18 protein-coding genes are annotated in these 20,864 nt (G+C 66.8%); 4 read left to right on the top strand and 14 right to left on the bottom strand.

Annotated elements, in window-relative coordinates; all coding sequences use genetic code 11:
* Positions 1-69 precede the first annotated feature (69 nt).
* A complete protein-coding gene (locus XaplCFBP3123_RS14010) occupies positions 70-909 on the bottom strand; it encodes a glycosyltransferase family 2 protein (RefSeq protein ID WP_104534802.1) in 840 nt (279 codons plus the stop codon).
* 355 nt (positions 910-1,264) lie between these two features.
* Between XaplCFBP3123_RS14010 and XaplCFBP3123_RS14005 the strand changes: the two genes are divergently transcribed.
* From XaplCFBP3123_RS14005 to XaplCFBP3123_RS13990, 4 genes are all read left to right on the top strand, one after another.
* Positions 1,265-2,425: a phosphotransferase enzyme family protein gene (locus tag XaplCFBP3123_RS14005; RefSeq protein ID WP_104534609.1), complete on the top strand. Its 1,161-nt coding sequence runs from the start codon at positions 1,265-1,267 to the stop codon at positions 2,423-2,425.
* A 32-nt stretch (positions 2,426-2,457) separates the two neighbouring features.
* The gene (locus tag XaplCFBP3123_RS14000) at positions 2,458-4,629 is read left to right on the top strand and encodes a TonB-dependent receptor (RefSeq protein ID WP_104534608.1); all 2,172 of its coding nucleotides are present in this window, start codon (positions 2,458-2,460) and stop codon (positions 4,627-4,629) included.
* A 250-nt stretch (positions 4,630-4,879) separates the two neighbouring features.
* Entirely contained in the window at positions 4,880-5,455 is a 576-nt protein-coding gene (pnuC, locus tag XaplCFBP3123_RS13995) for a nicotinamide riboside transporter PnuC (protein WP_104534607.1), read from the top strand.
* 105 nt (positions 5,456-5,560) lie between these two features.
* Positions 5,561-6,289, top strand: coding sequence for a UTRA domain-containing protein (locus XaplCFBP3123_RS13990; protein WP_104534606.1), 729 nt, complete (start codon positions 5,561-5,563; stop codon positions 6,287-6,289).
* A 513-nt stretch (positions 6,290-6,802) separates the two neighbouring features.
* Here XaplCFBP3123_RS13990 and XaplCFBP3123_RS13985 read toward each other — a convergent pair.
* The 13 genes from XaplCFBP3123_RS13985 to XaplCFBP3123_RS13925 form a co-directional block, all read right to left on the bottom strand.
* Positions 6,803-7,642 (bottom strand): glycosyltransferase family 2 protein, encoded by an 840-nt coding sequence (locus XaplCFBP3123_RS13985; protein WP_104534605.1) that lies wholly within the window; start codon positions 7,640-7,642, stop codon positions 6,803-6,805.
* Positions 7,639-9,963 carry a type II secretion system secretin GspD gene (gspD, locus tag XaplCFBP3123_RS13980; RefSeq protein ID WP_104534604.1) on the bottom strand — a complete coding sequence of 775 codons (2,325 nt, stop codon included), beginning with the start codon at positions 9,961-9,963 and terminating at the stop codon, positions 7,639-7,641. The genes XaplCFBP3123_RS13985 and gspD overlap by 4 nt, the downstream gene beginning before the upstream one ends.
* Positions 9,960-10,751 carry a type II secretion system protein XpsN gene (gene xpsN, locus XaplCFBP3123_RS13975; protein WP_104534603.1) on the bottom strand — a complete coding sequence of 264 codons (792 nt, stop codon included), beginning with the start codon at positions 10,749-10,751 and terminating at the stop codon, positions 9,960-9,962. The genes gspD and xpsN overlap by 4 nt, the downstream gene beginning before the upstream one ends.
* The gene (gene gspM, locus XaplCFBP3123_RS13970) at positions 10,741-11,394 is read right to left on the bottom strand and encodes a type II secretion system protein GspM (protein WP_104534602.1); all 654 of its coding nucleotides are present in this window, start codon (positions 11,392-11,394) and stop codon (positions 10,741-10,743) included. Before gspM ends, xpsN begins: the two co-directional genes overlap by 11 nt.
* On the bottom strand, positions 11,378-12,499 hold the full coding sequence (locus tag XaplCFBP3123_RS13965; RefSeq protein WP_104534601.1) for a PilN domain-containing protein: 1,122 nt from the start codon (positions 12,497-12,499) through the stop codon (positions 11,378-11,380). Before XaplCFBP3123_RS13965 ends, gspM begins: the two co-directional genes overlap by 17 nt.
* Positions 12,496-13,347: a general secretion pathway protein GspK gene (locus XaplCFBP3123_RS13960; protein WP_104534600.1), complete on the bottom strand. Its 852-nt coding sequence runs from the start codon at positions 13,345-13,347 to the stop codon at positions 12,496-12,498. Before XaplCFBP3123_RS13960 ends, XaplCFBP3123_RS13965 begins: the two co-directional genes overlap by 4 nt.
* The gene (locus tag XaplCFBP3123_RS13955; RefSeq protein ID WP_104534599.1) at positions 13,344-13,979 is read right to left on the bottom strand and encodes a type II secretion system protein J; all 636 of its coding nucleotides are present in this window, start codon (positions 13,977-13,979) and stop codon (positions 13,344-13,346) included. The genes XaplCFBP3123_RS13960 and XaplCFBP3123_RS13955 overlap by 4 nt, the downstream gene beginning before the upstream one ends.
* Complete coding sequence (gene xpsI, locus XaplCFBP3123_RS13950) at positions 13,976-14,389, bottom strand: type II secretion system protein XpsI (RefSeq protein WP_104534598.1); 414 nt, start codon at positions 14,387-14,389, stop codon at positions 13,976-13,978. Before xpsI ends, XaplCFBP3123_RS13955 begins: the two co-directional genes overlap by 4 nt.
* Positions 14,386-14,895, bottom strand: coding sequence for a type II secretion system protein XpsH (gene xpsH / locus XaplCFBP3123_RS13945; protein ID WP_039525438.1), 510 nt, complete (start codon positions 14,893-14,895; stop codon positions 14,386-14,388). The genes xpsI and xpsH overlap by 4 nt, the downstream gene beginning before the upstream one ends.
* A 10-nt stretch (positions 14,896-14,905) precedes the next feature.
* Positions 14,906-15,337, bottom strand: a complete 432-nt coding sequence (gene gspG, locus XaplCFBP3123_RS13940) for a type II secretion system major pseudopilin GspG (RefSeq protein WP_104534597.1) — start codon at positions 15,335-15,337, stop codon at positions 14,906-14,908.
* A 123-nt stretch (positions 15,338-15,460) separates the two neighbouring features.
* Complete coding sequence (xpsF, locus tag XaplCFBP3123_RS13935) at positions 15,461-16,678, bottom strand: type II secretion system protein XpsF (RefSeq protein ID WP_104534596.1); 1,218 nt, start codon at positions 16,676-16,678, stop codon at positions 15,461-15,463.
* A 175-nt stretch (positions 16,679-16,853) separates the two neighbouring features.
* Positions 16,854-18,581, bottom strand: a complete 1,728-nt coding sequence (gspE, locus tag XaplCFBP3123_RS13930; protein WP_172453272.1) for a type II secretion system ATPase GspE — start codon at positions 18,579-18,581, stop codon at positions 16,854-16,856.
* A 129-nt stretch (positions 18,582-18,710) separates the two neighbouring features.
* Positions 18,711-20,594 carry a S8 family peptidase gene (locus tag XaplCFBP3123_RS13925; RefSeq protein WP_104534801.1) on the bottom strand — a complete coding sequence of 628 codons (1,884 nt, stop codon included), beginning with the start codon at positions 20,592-20,594 and terminating at the stop codon, positions 18,711-18,713.
* Positions 20,595-20,864: the final 270 nt, after the last annotated feature.

Here is a 20,864-nt window from a genome sequence, read left to right as displayed (position 1 = left end):
ATGCGAAACGTATCACAGTTACATTCTGACACCCATCACCGCTTTATCACAAATTTAACGCAGGAGGACTCATCTCTTCCGCATCAATCTCGGCACCTGGGCGGCGGCATGGGTCCAGATCGCCAACCAGACGCCAAGCCGGATGACCAGCCCGCGCTGGCCGGCCTCGAACTTGCGGAAATAGCGCCACAGGCCACGGTGTTTATGCCATTCGACAAAGAACGGCCGCGACCGACTGGACACGCCGCGCACATGTACGACCTGCAGATCGTTGGCCACCGCCACCAGCGCGCCGGCCTGACGCGCACGCCGGCACAGGTCCAGGTCTTCGGCATGCAGGCGGTAGGCGCCATCCCAGCCGTCGATCCGGTCGAACAGGCTGCGTTGCATCAGCATCAAGGCACCGGAGATGGCGTCCACCACCTGCAGGGGCGCAGACGGATCGGCCGGCACCGCCAGCTGGGCGGCAGCACGCGGTGCGCGCAGCATCGCGGCAAAATCCGGATCGCGACGGCGCACGGCGGCATCCGGCTGCCCGTGCTCGTCCACTTGCTCCACGCCCAACAGCACCGCCGCGAGCCCGGCCGCGCGTGCGCACAGCTGCGCCAATGTGTCGCGTTCGACCATCAGGTCCGGGTTGATGAAGACCAGCCAGGGCGCCTGCGAGTCGCGCGCGCCCTGATTGCAGGCGGTCGCAAAGCCCGGATTGTCCGGATTGGCGATGAAGTGCAGCCGCGCATCGGCCAACGCATGCCGCTGCACGACCTCCAGGGTGTCGTCGCTGGAGGCGTTGTCGACCACCCGGATCTCGCTGATGCCCTCGGCCATGCGCAGCCGCGACAGGCATGCATCGATGGTGCTGCTGCTCTGATAGGTGACGACGACGGCGGCGATCTGGACAGGACTCATCCGGCCATTATCCGGTGCCGGGGCAGCGCAACGCCATCGTGCGTCCGCCAGCGCCGACATGGCGGCTGGCAGCAGCAGCAGGCATACTGCGCGCCCGGAGCCGCCCAGCGGTTTTGCGCAGGCGCCGCCCACGGCGCATTCCCACATTCAGTATCGAGATGACGGCCAGCGACCTTTCGGTGTTGCGCTGCCTTTTCATTTCCCTGCAGCGCAACCGCCTGATGGCGCGCGCGCCGCAACGACGGCCTGGCAGCGCCGTCTGTGTCGTTGCTGGCGCACGCGCCGGGTCCGCTCCTTCGGCATCGATTGGCTGGTCTATACCACTGACCCGCTCACCATTGGCGGAGCCGGGCGCATGAGCACCTCGCATCAGGTGCACGGCATGAGCCTGGAATTGACGTTGCCGGACTGGCCGGTGTTGACCGCCGACGAAATCCGTCGCGTGCTGCAGCACTTCTCCGCTCCTGTCGGTGGCGAACTGATTCGCTGGCATAGCGCTCGCCCGTTTTCCGCCGCCGCCGGCGTGGACACCGCCAGCGGCGCGCTCATCGTCAAGCGGCATCACCGCAGCGTGCGCAGTGTCGCTGCGGTGCGCGAAGAACACGGCTTCATGGCGCATCTGCGCTGGGCTGGCGCACCGGTGGTCGAGGTGCTGCACGATGCCGCGGGCCACACCGCCCTGGCCGATGCGCACTGGGTCTATGAAGTACAGCGCGCAGGCCTCGGCCAGGACCTGTATCGGGACGCCTTGTCGTGGACGCCCTTTACCAGCACCGCGCATGCGTTGGCCGCAGGCGCCGCGCTGGCACGCCTGCATCTGGCAGCTAAGGGATTCGATGCGCCGCCGCGCCGAAGCAGCGTCCTGGTGGCCAACTTCGCCCTGTTCGCGCAGGCCGACCCGATCCGGGCGGTGGAACAGGCATTGCTGTCGCGTCCCGGCCTGGCCGCCGACTTTCAGGAGCGGCCCTGGCGCCGCGACCTGACCGACCACCTGCTGCCCTGGCACGCACGGGCATGGCCGGTGTTGTCGGCGCCCGGCGCCCTGCCGCCGCTGTGGACGCACGGCGACTGGCATGCCTCCAACCTGCTGTGGCGCACGCACGACGATGGCGACATCGAGGTCAGCGCGGTATTCGACTTCGGCCTGTGCGACCGCAGCTTTGCGATGTTCGACCTGGCCACGGCGATCGAACGCAATCTGATTCCATGGTTGAACCTGGATGCGGGGCAGCGTGCGCAGCCGCAGCTGGAGCAACTCGACGCCTTGCTGGACGGCTACACCCGGCACTGCGCGCTGGACGCCGCGCAGCTGCGGCAGCTGGCCGCCCTGCTGCCGATCGTGCATGCCGACTTCGCCCTGAGCGAGATCGACTACTTCGCCGGCATCACCCGCTCGGCCGACAACGCCGATATCGCCTATCACCGTTATCTGCTCGGTCATGCGGACTGGTTTGCCAGCGCCGATGGCCAGCGTCTGCTCGACCACCTGCACGCGCGTGCGCGCCGGTTGCCATGAGCGGTTTTCCTTCTTCTTTTCGAGCCCTGCGCATGCACGTGTCCGCCCCCCTGCCCCACCGCCGCCCGCTTGCGCTTGCACTTGCACTTGCGCTATGCGTCGCCACGCCTGCACTCGCACAGCAACAACCCGGTGCCGAGGCAGTCGAGCTGGATGCGGTCAACGTGCGTGGCGAACGCGCCGACGCCAGCACGGCATTGACCGGCTTCGGCGCCACGCGGCTGCTGGATGCGCCGGCCTCGATCGCGGTGATCGATCGCCAGCAATTGCTCGACCGTCAGGCACGCGTGCTCAGCGAGGTATTGCGCGCCGATGCCTCTACCGGCGAGGCTTATGCACCGATCGGCTATTACGAAAATTTCGTCGTGCGCGGCTATTCGCTCAACGCCGCCAACAGCTACCGCATCAACGGCCTGAGCGCGGTGGGCGAGCAATCCATCGCGCTGGAAAACAAGCAGCAGGTGCAACTCCTCAAGGGTCTGGCCGGCCTGCAATCGGGTGTCAACGAACCGGCCGGGCTGATCGACTACCGCACCAAGCGGCCCGAACACGTGCGCAGCGTGACCCTGGGCACCGACGAACAAGGCTCGCGCTATGTCGCCGCCGACCTGGGCGACTGGTTCGGCGCCGAGCGCAGCCTGGGCCTGCGCGTCAATGCCGCACGCGAAGACATCGACAGCTATGTCGACCACGCCGACGGCTACCGCAATTTCCTCTCGCTAGCCGGCGACTGGAAGCTCACCCCGCAGTCGCTGCTGCAGCTGGATGTGGAGTATCAGCATCGGCAGCAACGCTCGGTGCCCGGCTACCAATTGCTCGGTGGCACCCAGGTGCCGCGCGCCATCGATGTGCATCGCCTGCTCGGCTACCAGCCGTGGTCGCGGCCGGTGGAGATGGATGCGCTCAATGCGCAGCTGCGGTATGCCTACCAGTTCAACGACGACTGGCGCGCCACTGTCGAGGCGGCGCGCAGCCGCTCGGTGATCAACGATTTCTCCGCGTTCGCCTGGGGCTGTTACGGCGCGGCCAGTTGCGCCGATATCGCCACACCGAACTTTTTCAGCGCGCAAGGCGAGTACGACGTCTACGACTACCGCAACCCCGACGACACACGTGTACACGATCAACTGCGCGCCACGCTGGAGGGCCATGTACTTACCGGCGCGCTGGATCACCGCCTGAGCATCGGCGGCGACTGGCTACGCCGCACCATCGATCGTTTCGGTTCGGTCAACGAATTCGTCGGCAGCGGTAGCATCGACCGCGACCCGGAGGTGTTTACACAAACCGACGTCGCCCTGGACCCGAAGCAACGCCGTCTGGATAGCCGCCAACGCGCCCTGGTGGTCGCCGACCGGATCGGGCTGGGTTCGCAATGGGAGCTGTCGCTGGGCGCGCGGTATGTGCGCCTGGACGAGCGCAGCTTCGATCGCGATGGCGTCCTGGAGCGCCGCACGCGCAAGGACACGCTGCTGCCGCAGGCCGCGCTGCTGTTCAAGCCGCAGCAGCAGGTGTCGCTGTACGCCAGCTACGCCAAGAGCCTGGCCGCCGGCGGCACCGCCCCGTGGTTTGCCGACAACGCCGATGAGATCCTGCCGCCGACCAATGCGTACCAGCTGGAGACCGGCGCAAAATTCGATCTCGACGGCCTGCGCCTGGGTGCGGCGCTGTTCGACATCCGCCAGGCCTACCAGTTCACCCAGCCGCAGGCCGATGGTGGCCTGCGCTATGTGCAACAGGGCCGTCTGCACAACCGCGGCCTGGAGGTGTCGGCCGATGGCGCGGCCACCGCGCAGCTGCGCATCTTCGCCAGCGTCGCGGCGATCCGCGCGCGCGCCGAAGACACCGGGATCGCCGAGTACGAAGGCCACCAGGCCATCAACGTGCCCAAGCTGCGCGCCAGCCTGCAGGCCGACTACAGCGTGCCCGGCATCGATGGCCTGGCGCTGCTGGCAGGCGTGCAATACAGCGGGCGCAAGTTCGCCGACCGGCTCGGCAATGCCAGCGTCCCGGCCTACACCGTGGCCAACCTGGGCGCGCGTTATGCCACTGCGCTGGGTGGGGTGGCGACCACCTGGCGCTTGAACGTGGACAACGTGTTCGACAAACGCTACTGGCGCGATGCGGGCGAATATCAGGGCGATGCGTATCTGTTCCCGGGCGCGCCGCGGACGGCGCGCCTGACGGTGCAGGTGGATTTTTGAGGTCTGCTGCCCCCATCCGCCCTTCGGGCAGCTTCCCCCGCAGGCGGGGGAAGGATAGCGAGGCGAAGGCCCCTGTGCCTGTGCGTGTTTCAGGCACTGGCTGAAGGGAAGCAGGGGTCAGCGCTGAGGGCGCTGCCGCGCCTGCATTGCGCGCAGATTCGGGGCACCGCGCAGCATCCACTTCGACCGCACCGCTGTTTTGCACGGACTGCACCTCTCCCACCGCTGTCAACTTTCCATCAGGCATTGCATGTCGTTGCTCGAATCCATCGCCGTCGTCATCAACCTGCTCGGCGTCTGGCTGACCGCGCGGCGCATTCGCTGGTGCTGGCCGGTCGGCATCGTGGCGGTGGCGCTGTATGCATGGCTGTTCTATCAGTGGAAGCTGTATTCGGACATGCTGCTGCAAGGGGTCTACGTGCTGACCCAGCTCTACGGATGGTGGCACTGGCAACGCGGTGCCGCTGCAGAAACGCGGATTCGCCCGCTGCCGATGCCGCGGGCGGAGCTGTGGTTCTCACTATGCGTTGGTGCCCTGTTCGCTGCCGCGCTCGGCGCCTACATGCATCACCGCACCGATGCCACGCTGCCGTGGCTGGACGCAGCGTTGGCCAGCTTCAGCCTGGTCGCCAGCGTGTGGGCCGCGCGCAAACGCATCGCCCACTGGGTCCTGTGGATCGTGCTCGATTGCATCTACGTGAGCGTGTTCGTCAGCAAGGGGCTGTATCCCACCGCCCTGCTCTATGCCGGTTTCGTGGGGCTTGCGGTGTATGGATGGCGTAGCTGGAAAGCCCAACAGCAGCAGAACCCGGCAGGCGTTGCCTGAGCCACCTGCGGTTTGCGGGCGCGTTCTTCTTTACCATCGCCGCATGTACCTCTCACACCCGACTGCCTCGCACAGGCACCGCAGCCACCATCGGCGAATCGCCGCATGAGCGCACCGCGCCAGCACGCCATCACCGAAATCGTCTCCGCGCAGATCGCCGCCGGCGAATGGGGCCCGGATCAGCGCCTGCCAGTGGAGCGCGCACTTGCCGAACGGTTCGGCTGCACCCGCATCACCTTGCGTGAGGCCTTGCAGCAACTGGAAGCGCAGGGACGCATCTACCGCGAGAACCGGCGCGGCTGGTTCGTCAGCGCACCGCGCGTGCGCTACGACCCCACCAGCATCGCCGGTTTCATGCAGTACGTGGCGGCGCAAGGGCGCAAACCGCGCACCGAGCTGTTGCGTGCCACCCGCCAGGCGGCGGGCGCTGCCTACGCCGCGGCGCTACGGCTGGAGACGCCGTACGAGGAGGTCTTCGTGCTGCAGCGCCGGCGCTGGATCGACCGCCGCGCGGTACTGCTGGAAACCAACGTGGTGCTGGCCGCCTGGGCGCCGGGCCTGCTGGAGCATGACCTGGCCGGCTCGCTGTCGAGCGTGTTCAACCAGAAACTCGGGCTGTTCCTGAGCCGCGCGCAATTGTCGATGCATCCGGCCGGGCTGGACGCCGCGCAAGCCCTGTTGCTGCAGTCCACCACCGGCACACCCTGCTTCCGGCTGCAGCGGATCAGCTTCGCCGAAGACGGCCGCGCGGTGGAACTGGACATCGAATCCTGGCGCCACGATGCACTAGATGTGGTGGTACGGACCGAGGCACCGATGCGGTCGGCTTCTTGAGCGGCTAAGAAGACTACATCACGTCAGTCACCGCACTGCGGCCTGGCTGCAGGGCCCTTGCCCGCCCACCATCGCGGGACACGCTGCAAGTACGTCCTTGTAAGCTCTTACGCGGCATCCATGCCGCGTAAGGTCCCGCGACGGTGGGCGGGCAAGGGCCAGTGGAGAGGGTCGGTGCGCATGGCTTTCAATAAGACAGCTGGCAACCTGTCTGGTGCGGTGGCCTCGCCGATTGCGGGACCGTGTGGCGGCATGGATGCCGCCACCGCGCCCCGGGGACGGGTCCACGGCGTGTCCCGCGAGCGGTGCGGGCACCGCGCCCTCGACCCACTCGGCGTTTGACCTGGACTTCCGATGGCATCCACCAACATACGGCCGACAAAGCCACTGCACTCACCGCACGGCGAGCAGTCGCCAGGTTGCATAGGACGGCGCTCAAGAACTGCACTGTACGAGTCCACCGAACAGCGGCTGCGCCCGCCTGACGGTGAGCAGGCCGCTTTGGCAGCTGTTCTACGCGTCAAACAGCCTGCGTTGTGGATCCGGCGGCGGTAAATCGGCTAGCAACTGCGAGAGTTGATCGCGTTGCGCACGTAGCGGGTCGTGCATCAGGAAGTTGGCCAGGCGTGTGTGCCAGGCCGGCCAGCGTGTGGCCAGTGCATCCATGTCGCCATCGGCGGGGCGACCTTCGTGCGGCGAGGCGACGAAAGCAGTGTCGCACAGCACGTTGCGCCAGCCCAGGCCAGCCATGCGCAGGCTCAGGTCCACCAAGGCGGCATACCAGGAGCCATAGCTGCTGGCATCCAGGCCGCCGGCCTTGCGCCGTGCGCTGCCGCGCAGCAGCACCGCATGGCCGATCGCCGATGGCAGTTCCGGATGCAGCGGCGGCATCGCCGCACACGCAGCGGCAAGCCGCTCCGGCGCGGCAGGCATCGGATTGAGTTCGCCCAGGCGTGGCCAGCTGCAGGCTTCGCCCACATTGCTCCACGGGGTAGCAGTGGCGATCGCCGCATCGCGCGCAAAGCAGGCGTCGAGCTGATTCAACCAGCCCGGCAGCGGGCAGGCGTCCACCCCCAGCACCACCACATCGGCATCGCCGCAGGCGCTGAGCATTTCGTCCAGATGCGCCACTTCGCCGAGCATGCGCTGGCGACGGGTGTGATGCGCCTGCAGATGCGTGCGCGCCAGCCAGTGCGCGATCACCGCGCGGCCGCGCGGGCCGGCCTGCGCATCGTCGGCCAGCCACACCCGCGTGCCGGCGGGCGTGGCGGCATCTAGTGCGCCCAGACAGGCGTCCAGCGCCTCGTCGTCGGTGCCGACCGGCACCAGCACGACGGGCAGTGCCGCACTCATTGCGGCTTCTGGCTGGGTTTCAGCGGCTCCATGGCCTTGAACTTCTGGCCGTACTCGTCGGTGAGATTGCGCGCTTCCTGCGGGTTGCGCACGATCGACGGGGTGATCAGCACGATGACTTCACGGCGGTTGCTGTCCTTGGTCTTCTGACCGAACAGGGCACCAACTACCGGCAGTTTGCTGAGAAATGGCACACCCTCGCTACCATCGGTCGTCCTGTCGTCAATCAAGCCAGCCAACATGATGGTGTCGCCGCTTTGCACTGCAGCTTCGGTCTTGACCCGGCGTGTATTGATATCAACGTTACATGCAGCCGCATTGACCGTGGCTGTTGCTGAAAGGCAAGCGGCCGGACGGTTATCGGGACTACTGACTTCTTGCACGATATCCAAGAACACCATGCCGTCCTTCGTTACGCGTGGACGCACTTTCAGGATCACGCCGGTGTCGATGTATTGCACCGATGAAAGCGTACTGTCACTGCCAAGCCCGGTATTGATGGACGTCGAATTGATGGCAATACGCGAGCCGACATTGAGCGTTGCCTCGGCATTGTTGCGCACAAAAACAGAAGGCGTCTGCAGCAGGCGAACATTAGTCACTTTATCGAGCGCAGTGATAATCGCAGCAGCATTCTTCCCTAGAAAACTCCAAGCAACTCCTCCACTACCAACTTTCCCGGCGATGTCACCCCAGATGTTACGTCCCGCTGCATTCGCAAGACCAGCACCGAGACCGATGCCCGTTCCATTGGTCAGACCGCCATCGGTCGCGGTTGCCGGTGCATTTACTGCATTTTCAAAATACCAGTTAACGCCGTAACTCAGCGCACCGGTCAAATTCACCTCGGCCACCTGCGCTTCGATATGCACCTGCATCGGCATGACGTCGAGCTTCTCGATGACGTCGCGGATGGAGGTCCATGCCTGCGGGGTGGAGCGCACCAGCAAGGTATTGGTTTCGGCCACCGCCGACACGCCGACCTTGTCGCCTTCCACTTCCAGCGTCACCGCGCCATTGCCGTTGCTGCGCGGCGACAGCTGCAGGCTGCCGTTGCCCAGTCCACCGCTGCTGCTGCCACTGCCACTGCTGCCCCCGAAGCTGCTGCCGGAGGAGCTGCCATCGCTGCTCTCGCCGATGCTGCCGCCGGTGGTGCCCGAGCTGCCGCCCATGCTGCTGTCGCGGTTGCCCAGGGCGCCGCCGAGCACGCTGGTTTCCGAGCCCGGGGCCAGCGACGCGTTGGAGTCGTTGTTGTTGCCGCGCCCACCGAACACTTCCGACAGGCGGTCGGCCAGGTCCTTGGCCTTGATGTACTTCAACTCATACGAGAACAGCCGCACGCCGCCACCGGCGCTGTCGATGCGGTCCAGCCACTGCTGGATCTGGTCCAGGTAGCGCGGCTGCGGGGTGATCACCAGCACCGCGTTGGCGTTTTCCAGCGGCATGAAACGGAACATGCCGGCGCTGGGCGTCTTGCTCTGTTCGCCGAACACCTTCTCCAGATCGGCGGAGACCTTTTCGGCCTTGCCGGACTGGATCGGGAACACGCCCACCGACATGCCCGACAGCCAGTCCACGTCGAAGATCTGCACGGTGCGCAGGTAGTTCTCCAGCTCGGCGCGGGTACCGCCCAGGGTGATCACGTTGCGCGAGGGATCGGTGCCGACGATGGCGTTCGGGCGTGCGTACGGCTCCAGCACCTTCTTCATTTCGCTGGCGGAGATGAACTTCAACGGCACCACGCGCACTTCGAAACCGCGCGCGGCCGACGGCGATGCGGTGCTGGGCGCGACGGTGCCGGCCAGCGCCTGGTCGGCGGGCACGATGTTGTAGCGGCCGCCGCTGAACACCATGCGCGCGTTGTTCCAGCCCAGCACCATTTCCAGCAGGTTCAAGGCCTGCGCGGGCGAGACCGGATTGGGCGTGGCCAGGGTCACGGTGCCCTGCACGCCGGGGGCGATGACGTAGTTCTGCCCGAGCATGTCGCCCAGGATCGCCTTGACCACCGCCTGCACCGATTCGCCCTCGAAATTGAAGGTGGCGCTGCCGCTGCTGACCATGCCCAGCGTCGGTGCCGGCGCGCCCGCCGCGCTCTGGTTGATCATGGTGCCGCTGCCACGCCGGATCACCGGGGTGGGCTTGGCGCTGGCATTGCCGTCGGCGCGTTGCTCGGCGCTGGTCTGGGTGGCGCCGGCAGCGCCGACTTGCGGGTCCAGGCGCGCGTCGCGGCGCACGTCCGGCGGCGGAGTGGAGGCGCAACCGGCCAGCAGGCCGATCAGCAGGGACACGGGAAACAGGCGCTGCGTCATGCGTTTACTCATTGGGTCTGACCGGGGGTAGAGCCGCTCTGGCGCTGCTGTTGCAGCTGGCGGCGTCGGGCTTCGATACGTTCTCGGATGGCGCGCATCTGATCGTCGGAGGGGCGTGGGGCTTCCTGGGCGCCATCGCTGCGCTGCGGCGGCGCCGTCGGCGGTGTCTGCCCACCGGGCTGCTGTGGCGGCGCGGCGGGCTGGGTCTGCGGCGGCTGCGCCGGCGCGGCCGCGGCGGCATCGGGCGACGGTAACGGCGGGATGGCGCCGGCCGCGCCGCGCGCGCCCGCATTGGCGGTGGGCGGTTGCCCGCCCAGGCCGTTGAACACGTGCAACTCCAGTGTCTGGGTGCCGCCGGGGCCTTCGATGGTTGCGCTGCGCGGCTGCAGGGCGAGCAGGCGCCAGCCCTTGACCGCTTCGCCGCCCAGCTGCACACGCACCGAATCCTGCGGGTCCAGCGTCAGCGTGGCCATCTTGAAGTTGTCCGTCAGCAGCACGCCGGTCAGGCGTACGGTCGAGGCGGCGCTGCTGCCGTCGTTGCCGGACAGGAAAAACGGGTGCGGCAGGCGGTCTTCGGCGAAGGCCGGATGCGCGGCGATCTCCGAATATTTTTCGAACGCGCCCAGCCGTTCCGGTGCCGGTGCCGGCAGCGTGGGCAGGCGCTGCACCAGTGCGGGGTCGTCCGGCAGCAACTCCACGCGCTTGCCCAGCCCGGCCACGGCCAGTATGCATACCAGCAGCGCCCAGCCGACCACGGTGGCCAGCAGCCAGGTGCGCAGACCGATCATGTCAAGGCGCATTGCTGGCCTCCGCGGCGCTGGGGGCGGCGGGCGCCGCGTCGGTGTTCAGCGGCGCGGCGCTGGCGCCCGGGCGCAAGTAGCCGGCCAGTTCGAAGGCGATGTCCAGGCCGTTGCCGCTTTCGTTGGGCGAGAGTTGGTAGCGCTGCGCCATCACGTTGAGGTTGTCCACGAACAGGCGCGGCGTGCCGTTTTCCAGGCTGTACAGCACCGAGGCCAGCTCCGGGGTGCCGCAGCGCAGGCGCACCTGCACCGCGACGCGGGTGAAGCGGTCCTTGCTTTCCGGCTGCAGCGGCGAGCGGTTGCTGATCGCGCAGCTGCGGTTGCCGGGGCTGGCTTCCACCACGGCACGTTCCAGCCGCTGCACCAGGCCGGCCGATGCCAGCTCGGCCGAGGTTTCCGGCAGGAAGCCCGGGCGGCTTTCCAGGGTCTGGCGCGCCTGCCGTAGCCGTTTGCTGACTTCCGGGGCCTGCTGCAGCTGCACGCGCACGCGCAACTCGCGCTCGCGCAGCGCCTGCAGGTCGTCCTGCACGGCGATCATCGGCTGGGTGAACCAGGGGTGCACCAGCACCAGATAGGCCACGCTGATCACCAGCAACAGCAGGCCCAAAGCGATCCAGCGATCGCGCTTAACGCTGCGTGGCATCGGCCGCCTCCTTGGCATCGGGGCCGGCCAGTTCGGCGGTGATGGTGAAGCGGTCCACATTACGACCGGCATCGCTCTGCAGCACGCCGGTCAGCGAGGGCGTGCGCCACAGCGGCGAGCCTTCCAGACGCCGCACCAGCGAGGAGGCTTCGTTGCTCAGACCGATCAACTGCAATTGCCCGCCCTCGACCGAGAATTTTTCGAGATAGGTGCCGCCCGGCAGACGCCGGCTCAGTTCGTCCCAGATTTCCACCGAGGTGGGGCGGGTGGCGCGCTGCTGCTGGAAGAAGTTTGCACCTTCGACCAGATCCAGCAATTGCTGGCGTTCGGCGGCGACCTGGCGCGCACGCGCGGCGTTGGCCTGCACCTTGGCACGCAAGTCGTCGGCGGCCTGGCGGCGGTTGTCCAGCAGCAGCCAACCGGCCACGGCCAACAACACCAGTGCGGCGGCAGCGAGCAACAGATTCCAGCGCTGCATCGGGTCGCTGCGCCGCAGCCGGCGCGCCGGTGGCAGCAGGTTCACGCCCAATGGCAGGCCCTGCGCGTCGGCGACATCGATGCCGGACAAGGCGCTGGCCCATGCGTCGGGCACGCCGTCGGGGCCATCGATCATGCGCCGCGGCACGACCACCAGTTCGGCATCGAGCTGGCCGTCTTCGCGCACGTCCAGCACGCGCGCATCGAAGTACACCTGGTCGGCGGTGAACGGGGTTTGCCGATCGATCTCGAAGCGCGCCACATCCTGCAAGCGCGCGGCTGCCGCAGCAGGCAGGCGCAACGGGCGACGCAAGGCATGCGCGGCCGGCAACAGCCAATGCCGCGGCAGGCCCTCCAGCACGGTGGGCAGCAAGGCCTGCACTTCCTGCGGCTGCACCGGCCACGGCAGGCTGGCGATGGCCTCGCTGCTGTGATCGCGCTGACGCAGCAACTGCAGCGCAGACCCATCGGGCTGCAACAACAGCCGCGACGGCGACAGGCCCAACTGCCATTGCCAGCGCTGCGGCAGCCAGGCCAGCAGCGATTGTTGCCACCAACGCCAGAAGCCTCCGGCTCCCGGCATGGCGCGTACGCCGATACGACCCAAGGTGTCCCGCCATGCGGTCATTGCACTGCTGCTCCCTCTTCCCAACGCAACACGGTATACGCCGACCCAGGTAATGCGGACGCACTGGTGGAGACGACCGCCCGCAACACAGCCTCGCGTCCCTGACTCAGTCGCGCCCGGCTCTCGATACTATAAGTGTCCGACCCACCGACCGTCGCCTCGCTGCCCGGCAAACCCGGCGGCGCGTCACGCTGGGCCAGCAGTTGCCGCGCATCCAGACCCATCGCGGTCAGCACCGGGCCCGGCGCAAAGCGCGCTTCGGGGCGCGAGCGTCCGCTGTACAGGGTGAGGTTGGGCAACAGCTTGCGATACAGCTCGCCATCCATGCCCAGCACCAGGCGCAACTCGCCCAGCGTTTCGAACGGACCATCCTTGGCGCCGTACGGCAATCCGGCATCGGCATAATCGCGATCTTCTGCGCCGCCGCCGGGCTGGCTCAGCGAGTCGCCATCGCGCCAGTCGACGATCGCGCCGGCAATGCGCGTATCGCGGCCCTGTTCGGCACCGACCGCGCGCACCAGGCCGGCCAGCAGCGCGGGCTCGGCCATGTTCAAGTCCACCTTGCCGCTTTCGTCGGTAATGCGGATCTCCACCGTGGCATCGTCCATCTGCCAACGATAGCGCCGGCCGTCTGCGCGCCAGCGTGCCTGCGTATCGGTGCTTTGCAAGCGCGAGAGTGCGTATTCCAGGCCAGCACGCGCATATTCCTGCGCCTGCGCGCCATTGCGCAGCATGTTGCCCTGCAGGGCTTCCACCCGCGCGGTCAGCGCGAATGCACCGATCATCGCGGTGAGCAGGGCGATCAACCACAACACCAGCACCAGCGCCGCGCCACGCATCCGGCTCATTGCCCTGCTCCGGGGTTGCTCGATTGCGGCAGCGCCACCACCAGCGGCGGCCACGGAGCGCCGCCGCTGCGAATATCGATCCGCACCAGCAGCGGCAGGCGGTCGTGCCATTCCCACTGCGGCAGCCACGCGCCCAGGCGTCCGTTCTGCGGATCCATGCCGCGATACCGAAAGCTCACCTGTTGCACGCCTTCGGCGAGTATCTCCGGCGGCAGCGCGGCGCGCTCTTCGATCGGCTTGCCCGATTGCAGCATGGTCAATGCGATCAGCAGGTTGCGCTGCTCGCCATCGCCGGCCACCGACAGATCATGCAGGTATGGCCCGCCACGGCCCAGATAATCCGGCACATCGGCGGCAAAACGCATGCGCTGCGGCTCGCCGATGAACAACATCGGTTGCTGGCTTTGCGGGTCGATACCCATGGCGATCGGCAATGCGGCCGATAGACGCCGGCGCAGAAATTCTTCCACCGCACGCACCCGCTCGCTGCGCTGGGCGATCGCCTCGCCGCGCTGGCTCACCGCACTGGCCGAGCGCAAGGTGGCAAACGCCAATACCAGCCCGCCGACCAACAACATCGTCGCCAGCAACACTTCGATCAAGGTGAAACCGGCGCTGCGCGACCGACTCATGGGACGCCACCCTGCGTTGCAGCGACCAGCCGCAAGGTGCGCCACTGCAGGACCTGATTGGGCTGCTCGCCCCAGCGCACCACCAGGGTCAGCTGCAGCAGCGTGTGCGCGCCGGGGGACACCGGCGCCTGCGGATTGCGTCGCGGCTCCTCGTATGGGCGCACATCCATCGACCAGCGGAAATGCCCGTCTTCGAACGTGCCTTGTTGCTGTTCGGGCAGCAGCGGTTTGTCCATGCCCTGCGCCGCCAGCAACGATTGCGCATGCAAGGTGGCGCGCGTGCTGTCGTCGGCCGCGCGCACCTGACGTGCGGCGCCGGACAGCGATCCCAGCAACAGGCTCAACGCCAGCGCCAGCAATGCAAAGGCGACGATCACCTCGATCAGCGTGTAACCGCGCTGACGCTTCATGGCGCTGGCGTCCGCAACTGCCCGGAACGTACTTCGCCGGTGATCCAGCCCACGTCCACGCGCCAGGTGGCGTCCTTGACGCGCAGATCGATGCGCCCGCCGGTGGAGGCGCCATCGGGGAAGAACTGGATGGCGCCCTGATCCTGCCGCGACTGCACCTGCCGCGCGCCGGTGAAACGCACTTCCAGCGACGACGGCAGGTCGCCGTGATGGCCGCCGGGCGCTTCCCAGCGCCGCTGCTGCGGATCGATCAGAAAGCGCTGCGGCGTGCCGGTGGCAATCGCCTGCGTGCGCGTATAGCGCAGCTGCGAGGCGATCGCCTTGCCGGCGGTGCGCAGGCGCATGCCGTCGATCCCGCCGTTGAGCGCCGCGGCGGCCAGCACGCCGGCCATGGCGATCAAGGCGATGACCAGCAACATCTCCAGCAACGAACTGCCACGCGTGCGGGGACGACCAGGGCCGACCACTCCATGCGGATGACGCAACGGCTGACACGCAACGCGCATGGCGAACGGCTTATTGGTACTTGATGTCCGAATCGTAACTGCTGCCACCGGGGCGGCCGTCCTTGCCCAGACTGATCAGATCGAACGGCTGGCCATCGCCGGGGGCGCGGTATTCGATGGTGTGGCCCCATGGGTCGTTGAGTTCGACCGGCTTGGCGTACGGGCCGAGCCAGCCGCTGCTGCCGCCCGGCTGGGTCACCAGATCATCGAGCTTGCTCGGCAACTTGCCGGTGTCGAGCTGAAAATTCTCGATCTTGCCGGCCAGGGTCTGGATCTGCGACTTGGCCAGATTGGCCTTGCCGCGATCGGCACCACCGAGCACACGGCTGCCGACCAGGGTCAGCACCGCGCCGATCAGGACGATGACGATGATGATTTCCAGCAGGCTCATGCCGGCCTGGCCTGCACGCGATGGACTACGGGTGATGGAGCGCTTGATCATGAACGATTTCCTTGCACGTCGATGAAAGATGCTGCCGCCAGAAGCTGACACGGCGGGCGTTGCAATGGTTCCCGCATGGGTGTCGCGCGGTCACCGGAAAGTTGTTGTGAATCCACTGCCACGTTATCCGATGGCATTGGTCAGGTCATACAGCGGTACCAGCACCGAAATGATGACAAGCCCCACCACCGAGGCCAGCACCAGGGTGATCAACGGCACCAGGGCGGCCAGCGCGCGGTCGATGGCCTGCGCGGTTTCCAGCTCGAAGGTGTCGGCGGTCTTGAGCAGCATCGTGTCCAGCGCGCCCGATTCTTCGCCGACCTGAATCATCTGCAGGGCCAGCCGCGGGAAGCGCTTGCCGCGTGCCAGCGACATCGCCAGCCCATGGCCGTTCTTGACGTCGTCGGCCGCAGCGTCGACATCTTCGACCAACGCCAGATTGGACATCACATTGCGCGCAATACCGATCGCCGCCAGCAGCGGCACGCCGTTGCGCAACAAGGTGCCCAGGGTACGCGTCAGCCGCGCGGTTTCCAGGCGCGCGATCAGGCTGCCGACCACTTTCTGCCGCAGCAACCATTCGTCCAGCGCGGCGCGAAACGCGGCATTGCGCCGTTTGCGATCAAGCCATAGCCCGAGTACGCCCGGCACCACAATCAACACCAGCCACCAGTCGCGCACCAGCAGGCCCACGCTCAAGACGGCCTGGGTGAACCACGGCAAGGCCACATCCAGGCTTTCGTACATCTGCGCGAACTGCGGCACCACATAGCCGAGCAGAAACAGCAGCGCGCAACCGACCACCGCCAGCAGGATCGCCGGATAGATCAATGCATTGATCACCTTGCCGCGCAGCGCACGGCTGCGCTCCAGGTAATCGGCCAGGCGTTGCAGCGTGTCCTGCATGCTGCCGCCGGCTTCACCGGCGCGCACCATGTTGATGTAGAGCTTGGAAAACAGCCCGTGCTGGCGTTCCAGTGCCGAGGACAGCGGCGCGCCGCCACGCACGGTGTCGCGCACATCGCCGATCACGCGCCGGCTTTTTTCGTCTTCGGGCAGATCCATCAGGATCGACAAGGCACGATCCAGCGGCTGGCCGGCACCGATCAGCGTGGACAACTGCTGGGTGAACTGCACCAGCGCGGCGTTATCGAACGGTTTCTTGCGCAACAGCATACGCAGCGACGGCGAGTCGTTTTCGCCGGTGGCCAGGCGCGTCTCCACCGGCAGGTGGCCCTGCTCCTGCAGGCGCAGGGCAACGTCCGCGTCGCTGGCCGCTTCCATCTGGCCATCGAGCATTTCGCCGTGGGCGTCGAGCGCCTTGTAGCGGTACAGGGGCATCAGGCTGGAAGGCCGGGAGTGGAGAATCGGGAATCGGGAATCGGGAAAAGCAGGATCCTGCGCTGCGTTGGCGCCACCGGGCGCAGCTGTGCGCGTGCGCGATGCGTTGCCGGGACCTTGCCCTGCCTATCTTCCGATCCCGAGCATCCGCTGCTCGCTGTGGCTCCGTTGACTCTCACGCATCCTCCGTCACGCGCAGCACTTCTTCGATGGTGGTTTCGCCGCGCAAGGCCTTGGACAGGCCGTCTTCGTACATGGTGCGCATCCCGGCCTTGCGGGCCAGTTGTTCGATCTCGCCCATGCCGGCGCGGCGCATCACCGCGCGCCGCAATTCGTCGTTCATCACCAGGAATTCGACGATGGTGGTGCGGCCCAGATAACCGGTCGGTGCGGCGGCCGAGGCGCGCGGGCGATACAGGTGGATCTCGCCGTCCGGCTGCAGCCGGCGCAGGTTGAAACGCTCGATTTCTTCCGGCGATGCCGGGTAGCGCTCGGCGTTGGCCAGGTCGAGTTTGCGCACCAGGCGCTGCGCCAGAATGCCGTTGATGGTGGAGGTGAGCAGATAGTCCTCCACGCCCATATCAAGCAGACGGGTGATGCCGCCGGCCGCGTTGTTGGTGTGCAGCGTGGACAGCACCAGATGGCCGGTGAGCGCGGACTGGATCGCGATGCGTGCGGTTTCCAGATCGCGCATTTCGCCGATCATGATGATGTCCGGATCCTGACGCACGATGCTGCGCAGTGCGTTGGCGAAATCCAGCCCGATCTGCGGTTTGGCCTGGATCTGGTTGATGCCTTCGATCTGGTATTCCACCGGGTCTTCGACGGTGATGATCTTCACGTCGGAGGTATTGAGCTGGCTCAACGCGGTGTACAGCGTGGTGGTCTTGCCCGAACCGGTCGGGCCGGTCACCAGCATGATGCCGTGCGGTTGCTCCAGCACCTTGCGGAACTGCGGGAGAAACTCTTCGGTGAAGCCGAGCTTGTAGAAGTCGAACACCACCGTCTCGCGATCGAGCAGACGCATCACCACGCTCTCGCCGTGCGCGGTGGGCACGGTGCTGACGCGCAGGTCCAGCTCCTTGCCCTGCACGCGCAACATGATGCGGCCGTCCTGCGGCAGCCGGCGTTCGGCGATGTTGAGCTTGGCCATGATCTTGATGCGGCTGATCACCGCCGCGGTGAGCTTGGCCGGCGGGCTTTCGCCTTCCACCAGCACGCCGTCCACGCGGTAACGCACCTTGAGCCGGCTTTCGAACGGTTCGATATGGATGTCCGAGGCGCGTAGTTCCACCGCGTGCTGGATCACCAGATTCACCAGCCGGATCACCGGCGCTTCGGAGGCCAGATCGCGCAGCGCTTCGATGTCGTCGCTGCTGTTGGCATCGCCATCGGCGGTTTCCACGATGGTGCCCATCGCACTGCGGCCCTGCCCATACCAGCGCTCGATCAGATCGTCGATTTCCGAACGCAGACCCACCTGCAGAAACAACGGGCAGCCGGTGGCAAGGCGCACCGCATCGATGGCGTAATCGTCGTAGGGATCGGCAATCCATAGATCCAGCCGGCCATCACGTTCGCCGACCGGGCACAGATGGAACTGTTTGAGGAAACGCAGCGACAGCCCCTGCACTTCCGGCAGCATTTCCGGTGGCGTATCGCCGAGCTGGCGTGCATCCACCAACGGCAGACCCAGCACGTCGGCGCAGGTCTCCGCATGATCGCGCTCGGACACCAGGCCCAGACGCCCCAGCAGGGACAACAGCCCCATACCGGATTCGGCCTGCAACTGGCGCGCGCGCAGCAGGTCGGTGTCTTTCAGACGACGGCGTTCAAGCAGCGCTTCGACGATGCGCGTCTCTGCGCTGCGATACTCAATTGGATCGACGGCAACCGCGTTCACACTCGTCTCCACTGGTCCGGCGCCGACTGTAACAGTTTGCCGCGACGATCAACCGCACCCATCTGAATCGCCCTGAAAAACAATGCCCCCGGCGATTGGCCGAGGGCATCGGTCACACTATTTCGTCACTTACTGTCGCGCAACGAGCGTCAGCTTCGCGTAGTCCGCCGCACCGACCAGTTTGATGTAGTAAGTGCCTGCCTTGGGAGCAGTGAAGCGCACGGTCTCGCTGTTGCCGGGACGGGTCGACTTGGCGTCATAACTGGTCGCGCTGGGCTCGGCATCGAAGCTGACATAGACCGCCACATCGCCGGTGCCGCCATAGGTCATGATGCTGAGCACGGCGCCGGCCTTGGCTTCGAAGCTGTACAGCGTGGAGCTGGCGTAAGCACCGCTCAGGCCGGTCAGCGGGGCCTTGTTGGTCAACGCGATGGCGGTCGGCGCGCAGCTCTCGGTGGCCGGATCGCAGGGCTCCACCAGCACCGCTTCCAGCGCGGCCTTGGCATCGACGATGCCGCTGCCGATCGGGGTACTGGCCGGCGGCGTCACCGGGAAGCGACGACTGGTCTGCTTGAGCAGCGCTTCCACCGCGGCCGGGGTCAGCGGGCCATCGCCCAGACCGATCGACGCGCTCTGCACCAGGGCGACGACGCCGGCCACGTGGGGGGACGCCATCGACGTGCCACCCAAGCCCATATAGGTGTAGCTTCCCGAGGTCGGCGTGGTCGCACCGGTGTAACCGGCCTGCCAGATGTAACCGCCCGGATTGCCGTCCACGCTGCCACCACCGCCCGGGCCGGACAGGTCGACCTTGCTGCCGTAGTTGGAGTAGTAGGTGATGCCGCCGGTGATGCGCGTGGCACCCACGGTGATGGTGTTGTTGCAGCTGGCCGGCGAATGGTTGGCCGCATCTTCGCCGCTGTTGCCGGCCGCCACCACCACGGTGGTGCCACGCGAGACCGCGCCGTTGATCGCCAGCTGGGTGGCCGAATCGCAGGGCTCGCCGCCGCCCAGGCTCATGTTGATGACCTCGGCCGGGTTGGTGTTGGCGGGCACGCCAGCAACCGTACCGCCGGAGGCCCAGACGATCGCATCGGCGATGTCGGAGGTGTAGCCGCCGCAACGGCCGAGCACGCGCACCGGCAGAATGGTCGCCTTCGGTGCCACGCCGGCCATGCCGACGCCGTTATTGGTCGCTTCGGCCACGGTGCCCGAGACATGGGTGCCGTGCCAGGAGCTTTCCTGCGCCACCGAGCCGTCATAGCAGACGTTGTCGGCCTCTTCCCAGTCGCCGTAATCCAGCGCGCCCGGGACGCGGGCATCGGTGGGACGACGCGAGACTTCGGCATCGGTGATGAAGTCGTAACCCTGCAGCAGATTGCCGGCAAAGTCGGGATGGCCCGGCAGGATGCCGGTATCCAGCACTGCCACCACCACGCCCGCGCCCTGCGACAGATCCCAGGCGGCCGGCGCGTTGATGCCGCCGTTGGGGTTGCTCAGATGCCACTGGTACTGCGCGTACAGCGGGTCGTTGGGCACCAGTTGCGGGGTCACGTCGGTGGCGGCGACGCTCTTCTTGATCTCGACCGGGCGCAGCATGCGATCGATCTGCACGTCGGCCACGGACGGGTCGTTCTTGAGCTCGCCCACCACCTTGTCCACCTGTGCGGTGGTCAGCGTGCTGGACAGCTTGATCAGGTCCGCGCCGATGCCGAGCTTGCGCACATACGTCGCCTTGGCGGCGGCTGCGCTGCTGCGTGCGCCGGTGCTCGCACCGACACGGCCGACCGCGGCCTGCACCGCGCTCAGCTTGCTGGCGCGGTCGGTCGCGGCAGCGGTGTTGTCCTTGTAGTGCACGATCAGGCGGCTACTGAACGCAGCGCCGGCCGATGCTGCCTGGGTCGGTTCCTTGACCAGCAGTTGCGGGGCAGCAGCGAGCGTGCCCGATGCACCGAGCGCCATCATCAAGATGGCGCCGGTCAGCGGGGAGAGACGGAAATTCTTGTCGATCACGGTGAAGTCCTCTTCGTGTTTTTCGTCGATCAGCTGGGAGCGGCTCTCGAAACTGCTGCGCAACCGCAGTGCAGCCCGCTGCGTTTGATCAGCCACTCCTGATAAGGCCATCACTCCATCGAATCCGTTGGCCGGCCCAGCCACGGTCCTTGCCCGCCCCCTCGGGCCTTGCTCTACCGCGGCGGCGCACATCGGCGCCGCCGCGTGTCATGCACCCAGCGCGTTACCAGCCGAAGCCGGCACCCACACCGATCGAACTGTCGTCGCCAC

Source organism: Xanthomonas arboricola pv. populi, from assembly GCF_002939945.1.
In the GTDB taxonomy this organism is placed as follows: domain Bacteria; phylum Pseudomonadota; class Gammaproteobacteria; order Xanthomonadales; family Xanthomonadaceae; genus Xanthomonas; species Xanthomonas arboricola_A.
This window is presented reverse-complemented; position numbering and strand designations above follow the sequence as displayed.

Bases quoted from the DNA above. Each gene is read 5' to 3' on its own strand.
- XaplCFBP3123_RS14000 (WP_104534608.1), top strand. From the start codon at position 2,458: ATGCACGTGTCCGCCCCCCTGCCCCACCGCCGCCCGCTTGCGCTTGCA.
- XaplCFBP3123_RS14010 (WP_104534802.1), bottom strand. From the start codon at position 909: ATGAGTCCTGTCCAGATCGCCGCCGTCGTCGTCACCTATCAGAGCAGC.
- XaplCFBP3123_RS13985 (WP_104534605.1), bottom strand. From the start codon at position 7,642: ATGAGTGCGGCACTGCCCGTCGTGCTGGTGCCGGTCGGCACCGACGAC.
- xpsF (WP_104534596.1), bottom strand. From the start codon at position 16,678: ATGCCCCTGTACCGCTACAAGGCGCTCGACGCCCACGGCGAAATGCTC.
- xpsH (WP_039525438.1), bottom strand. From the start codon at position 14,895: ATGCGCGTTGCGTGTCAGCCGTTGCGTCATCCGCATGGAGTGGTCGGC.
- gspG (WP_104534597.1), bottom strand. From the start codon at position 15,337: ATGATCAAGCGCTCCATCACCCGTAGTCCATCGCGTGCAGGCCAGGCC.
- xpsN (WP_104534603.1), bottom strand. From the start codon at position 10,751: ATGCGCCTTGACATGATCGGTCTGCGCACCTGGCTGCTGGCCACCGTG.
- gspD (WP_104534604.1), bottom strand. From the start codon at position 9,963: ATGAGTAAACGCATGACGCAGCGCCTGTTTCCCGTGTCCCTGCTGATC.
- XaplCFBP3123_RS13990 (WP_104534606.1), top strand. From the start codon at position 5,561: ATGAGCGCACCGCGCCAGCACGCCATCACCGAAATCGTCTCCGCGCAG.
- gspM (WP_104534602.1), bottom strand. From the start codon at position 11,394: ATGCCACGCAGCGTTAAGCGCGATCGCTGGATCGCTTTGGGCCTGCTG.
- xpsI (WP_104534598.1), bottom strand. From the start codon at position 14,389: ATGAAGCGTCAGCGCGGTTACACGCTGATCGAGGTGATCGTCGCCTTT.
- pnuC (WP_104534607.1), top strand. From the start codon at position 4,880: ATGTCGTTGCTCGAATCCATCGCCGTCGTCATCAACCTGCTCGGCGTC.
- XaplCFBP3123_RS13965 (WP_104534601.1), bottom strand. From the start codon at position 12,499: ATGACCGCATGGCGGGACACCTTGGGTCGTATCGGCGTACGCGCCATG.
- XaplCFBP3123_RS14005 (WP_104534609.1), top strand. From the start codon at position 1,265: ATGAGCACCTCGCATCAGGTGCACGGCATGAGCCTGGAATTGACGTTG.
- XaplCFBP3123_RS13955 (WP_104534599.1), bottom strand. From the start codon at position 13,979: ATGAGTCGGTCGCGCAGCGCCGGTTTCACCTTGATCGAAGTGTTGCTG.
- XaplCFBP3123_RS13960 (WP_104534600.1), bottom strand. From the start codon at position 13,347: ATGAGCCGGATGCGTGGCGCGGCGCTGGTGCTGGTGTTGTGGTTGATC.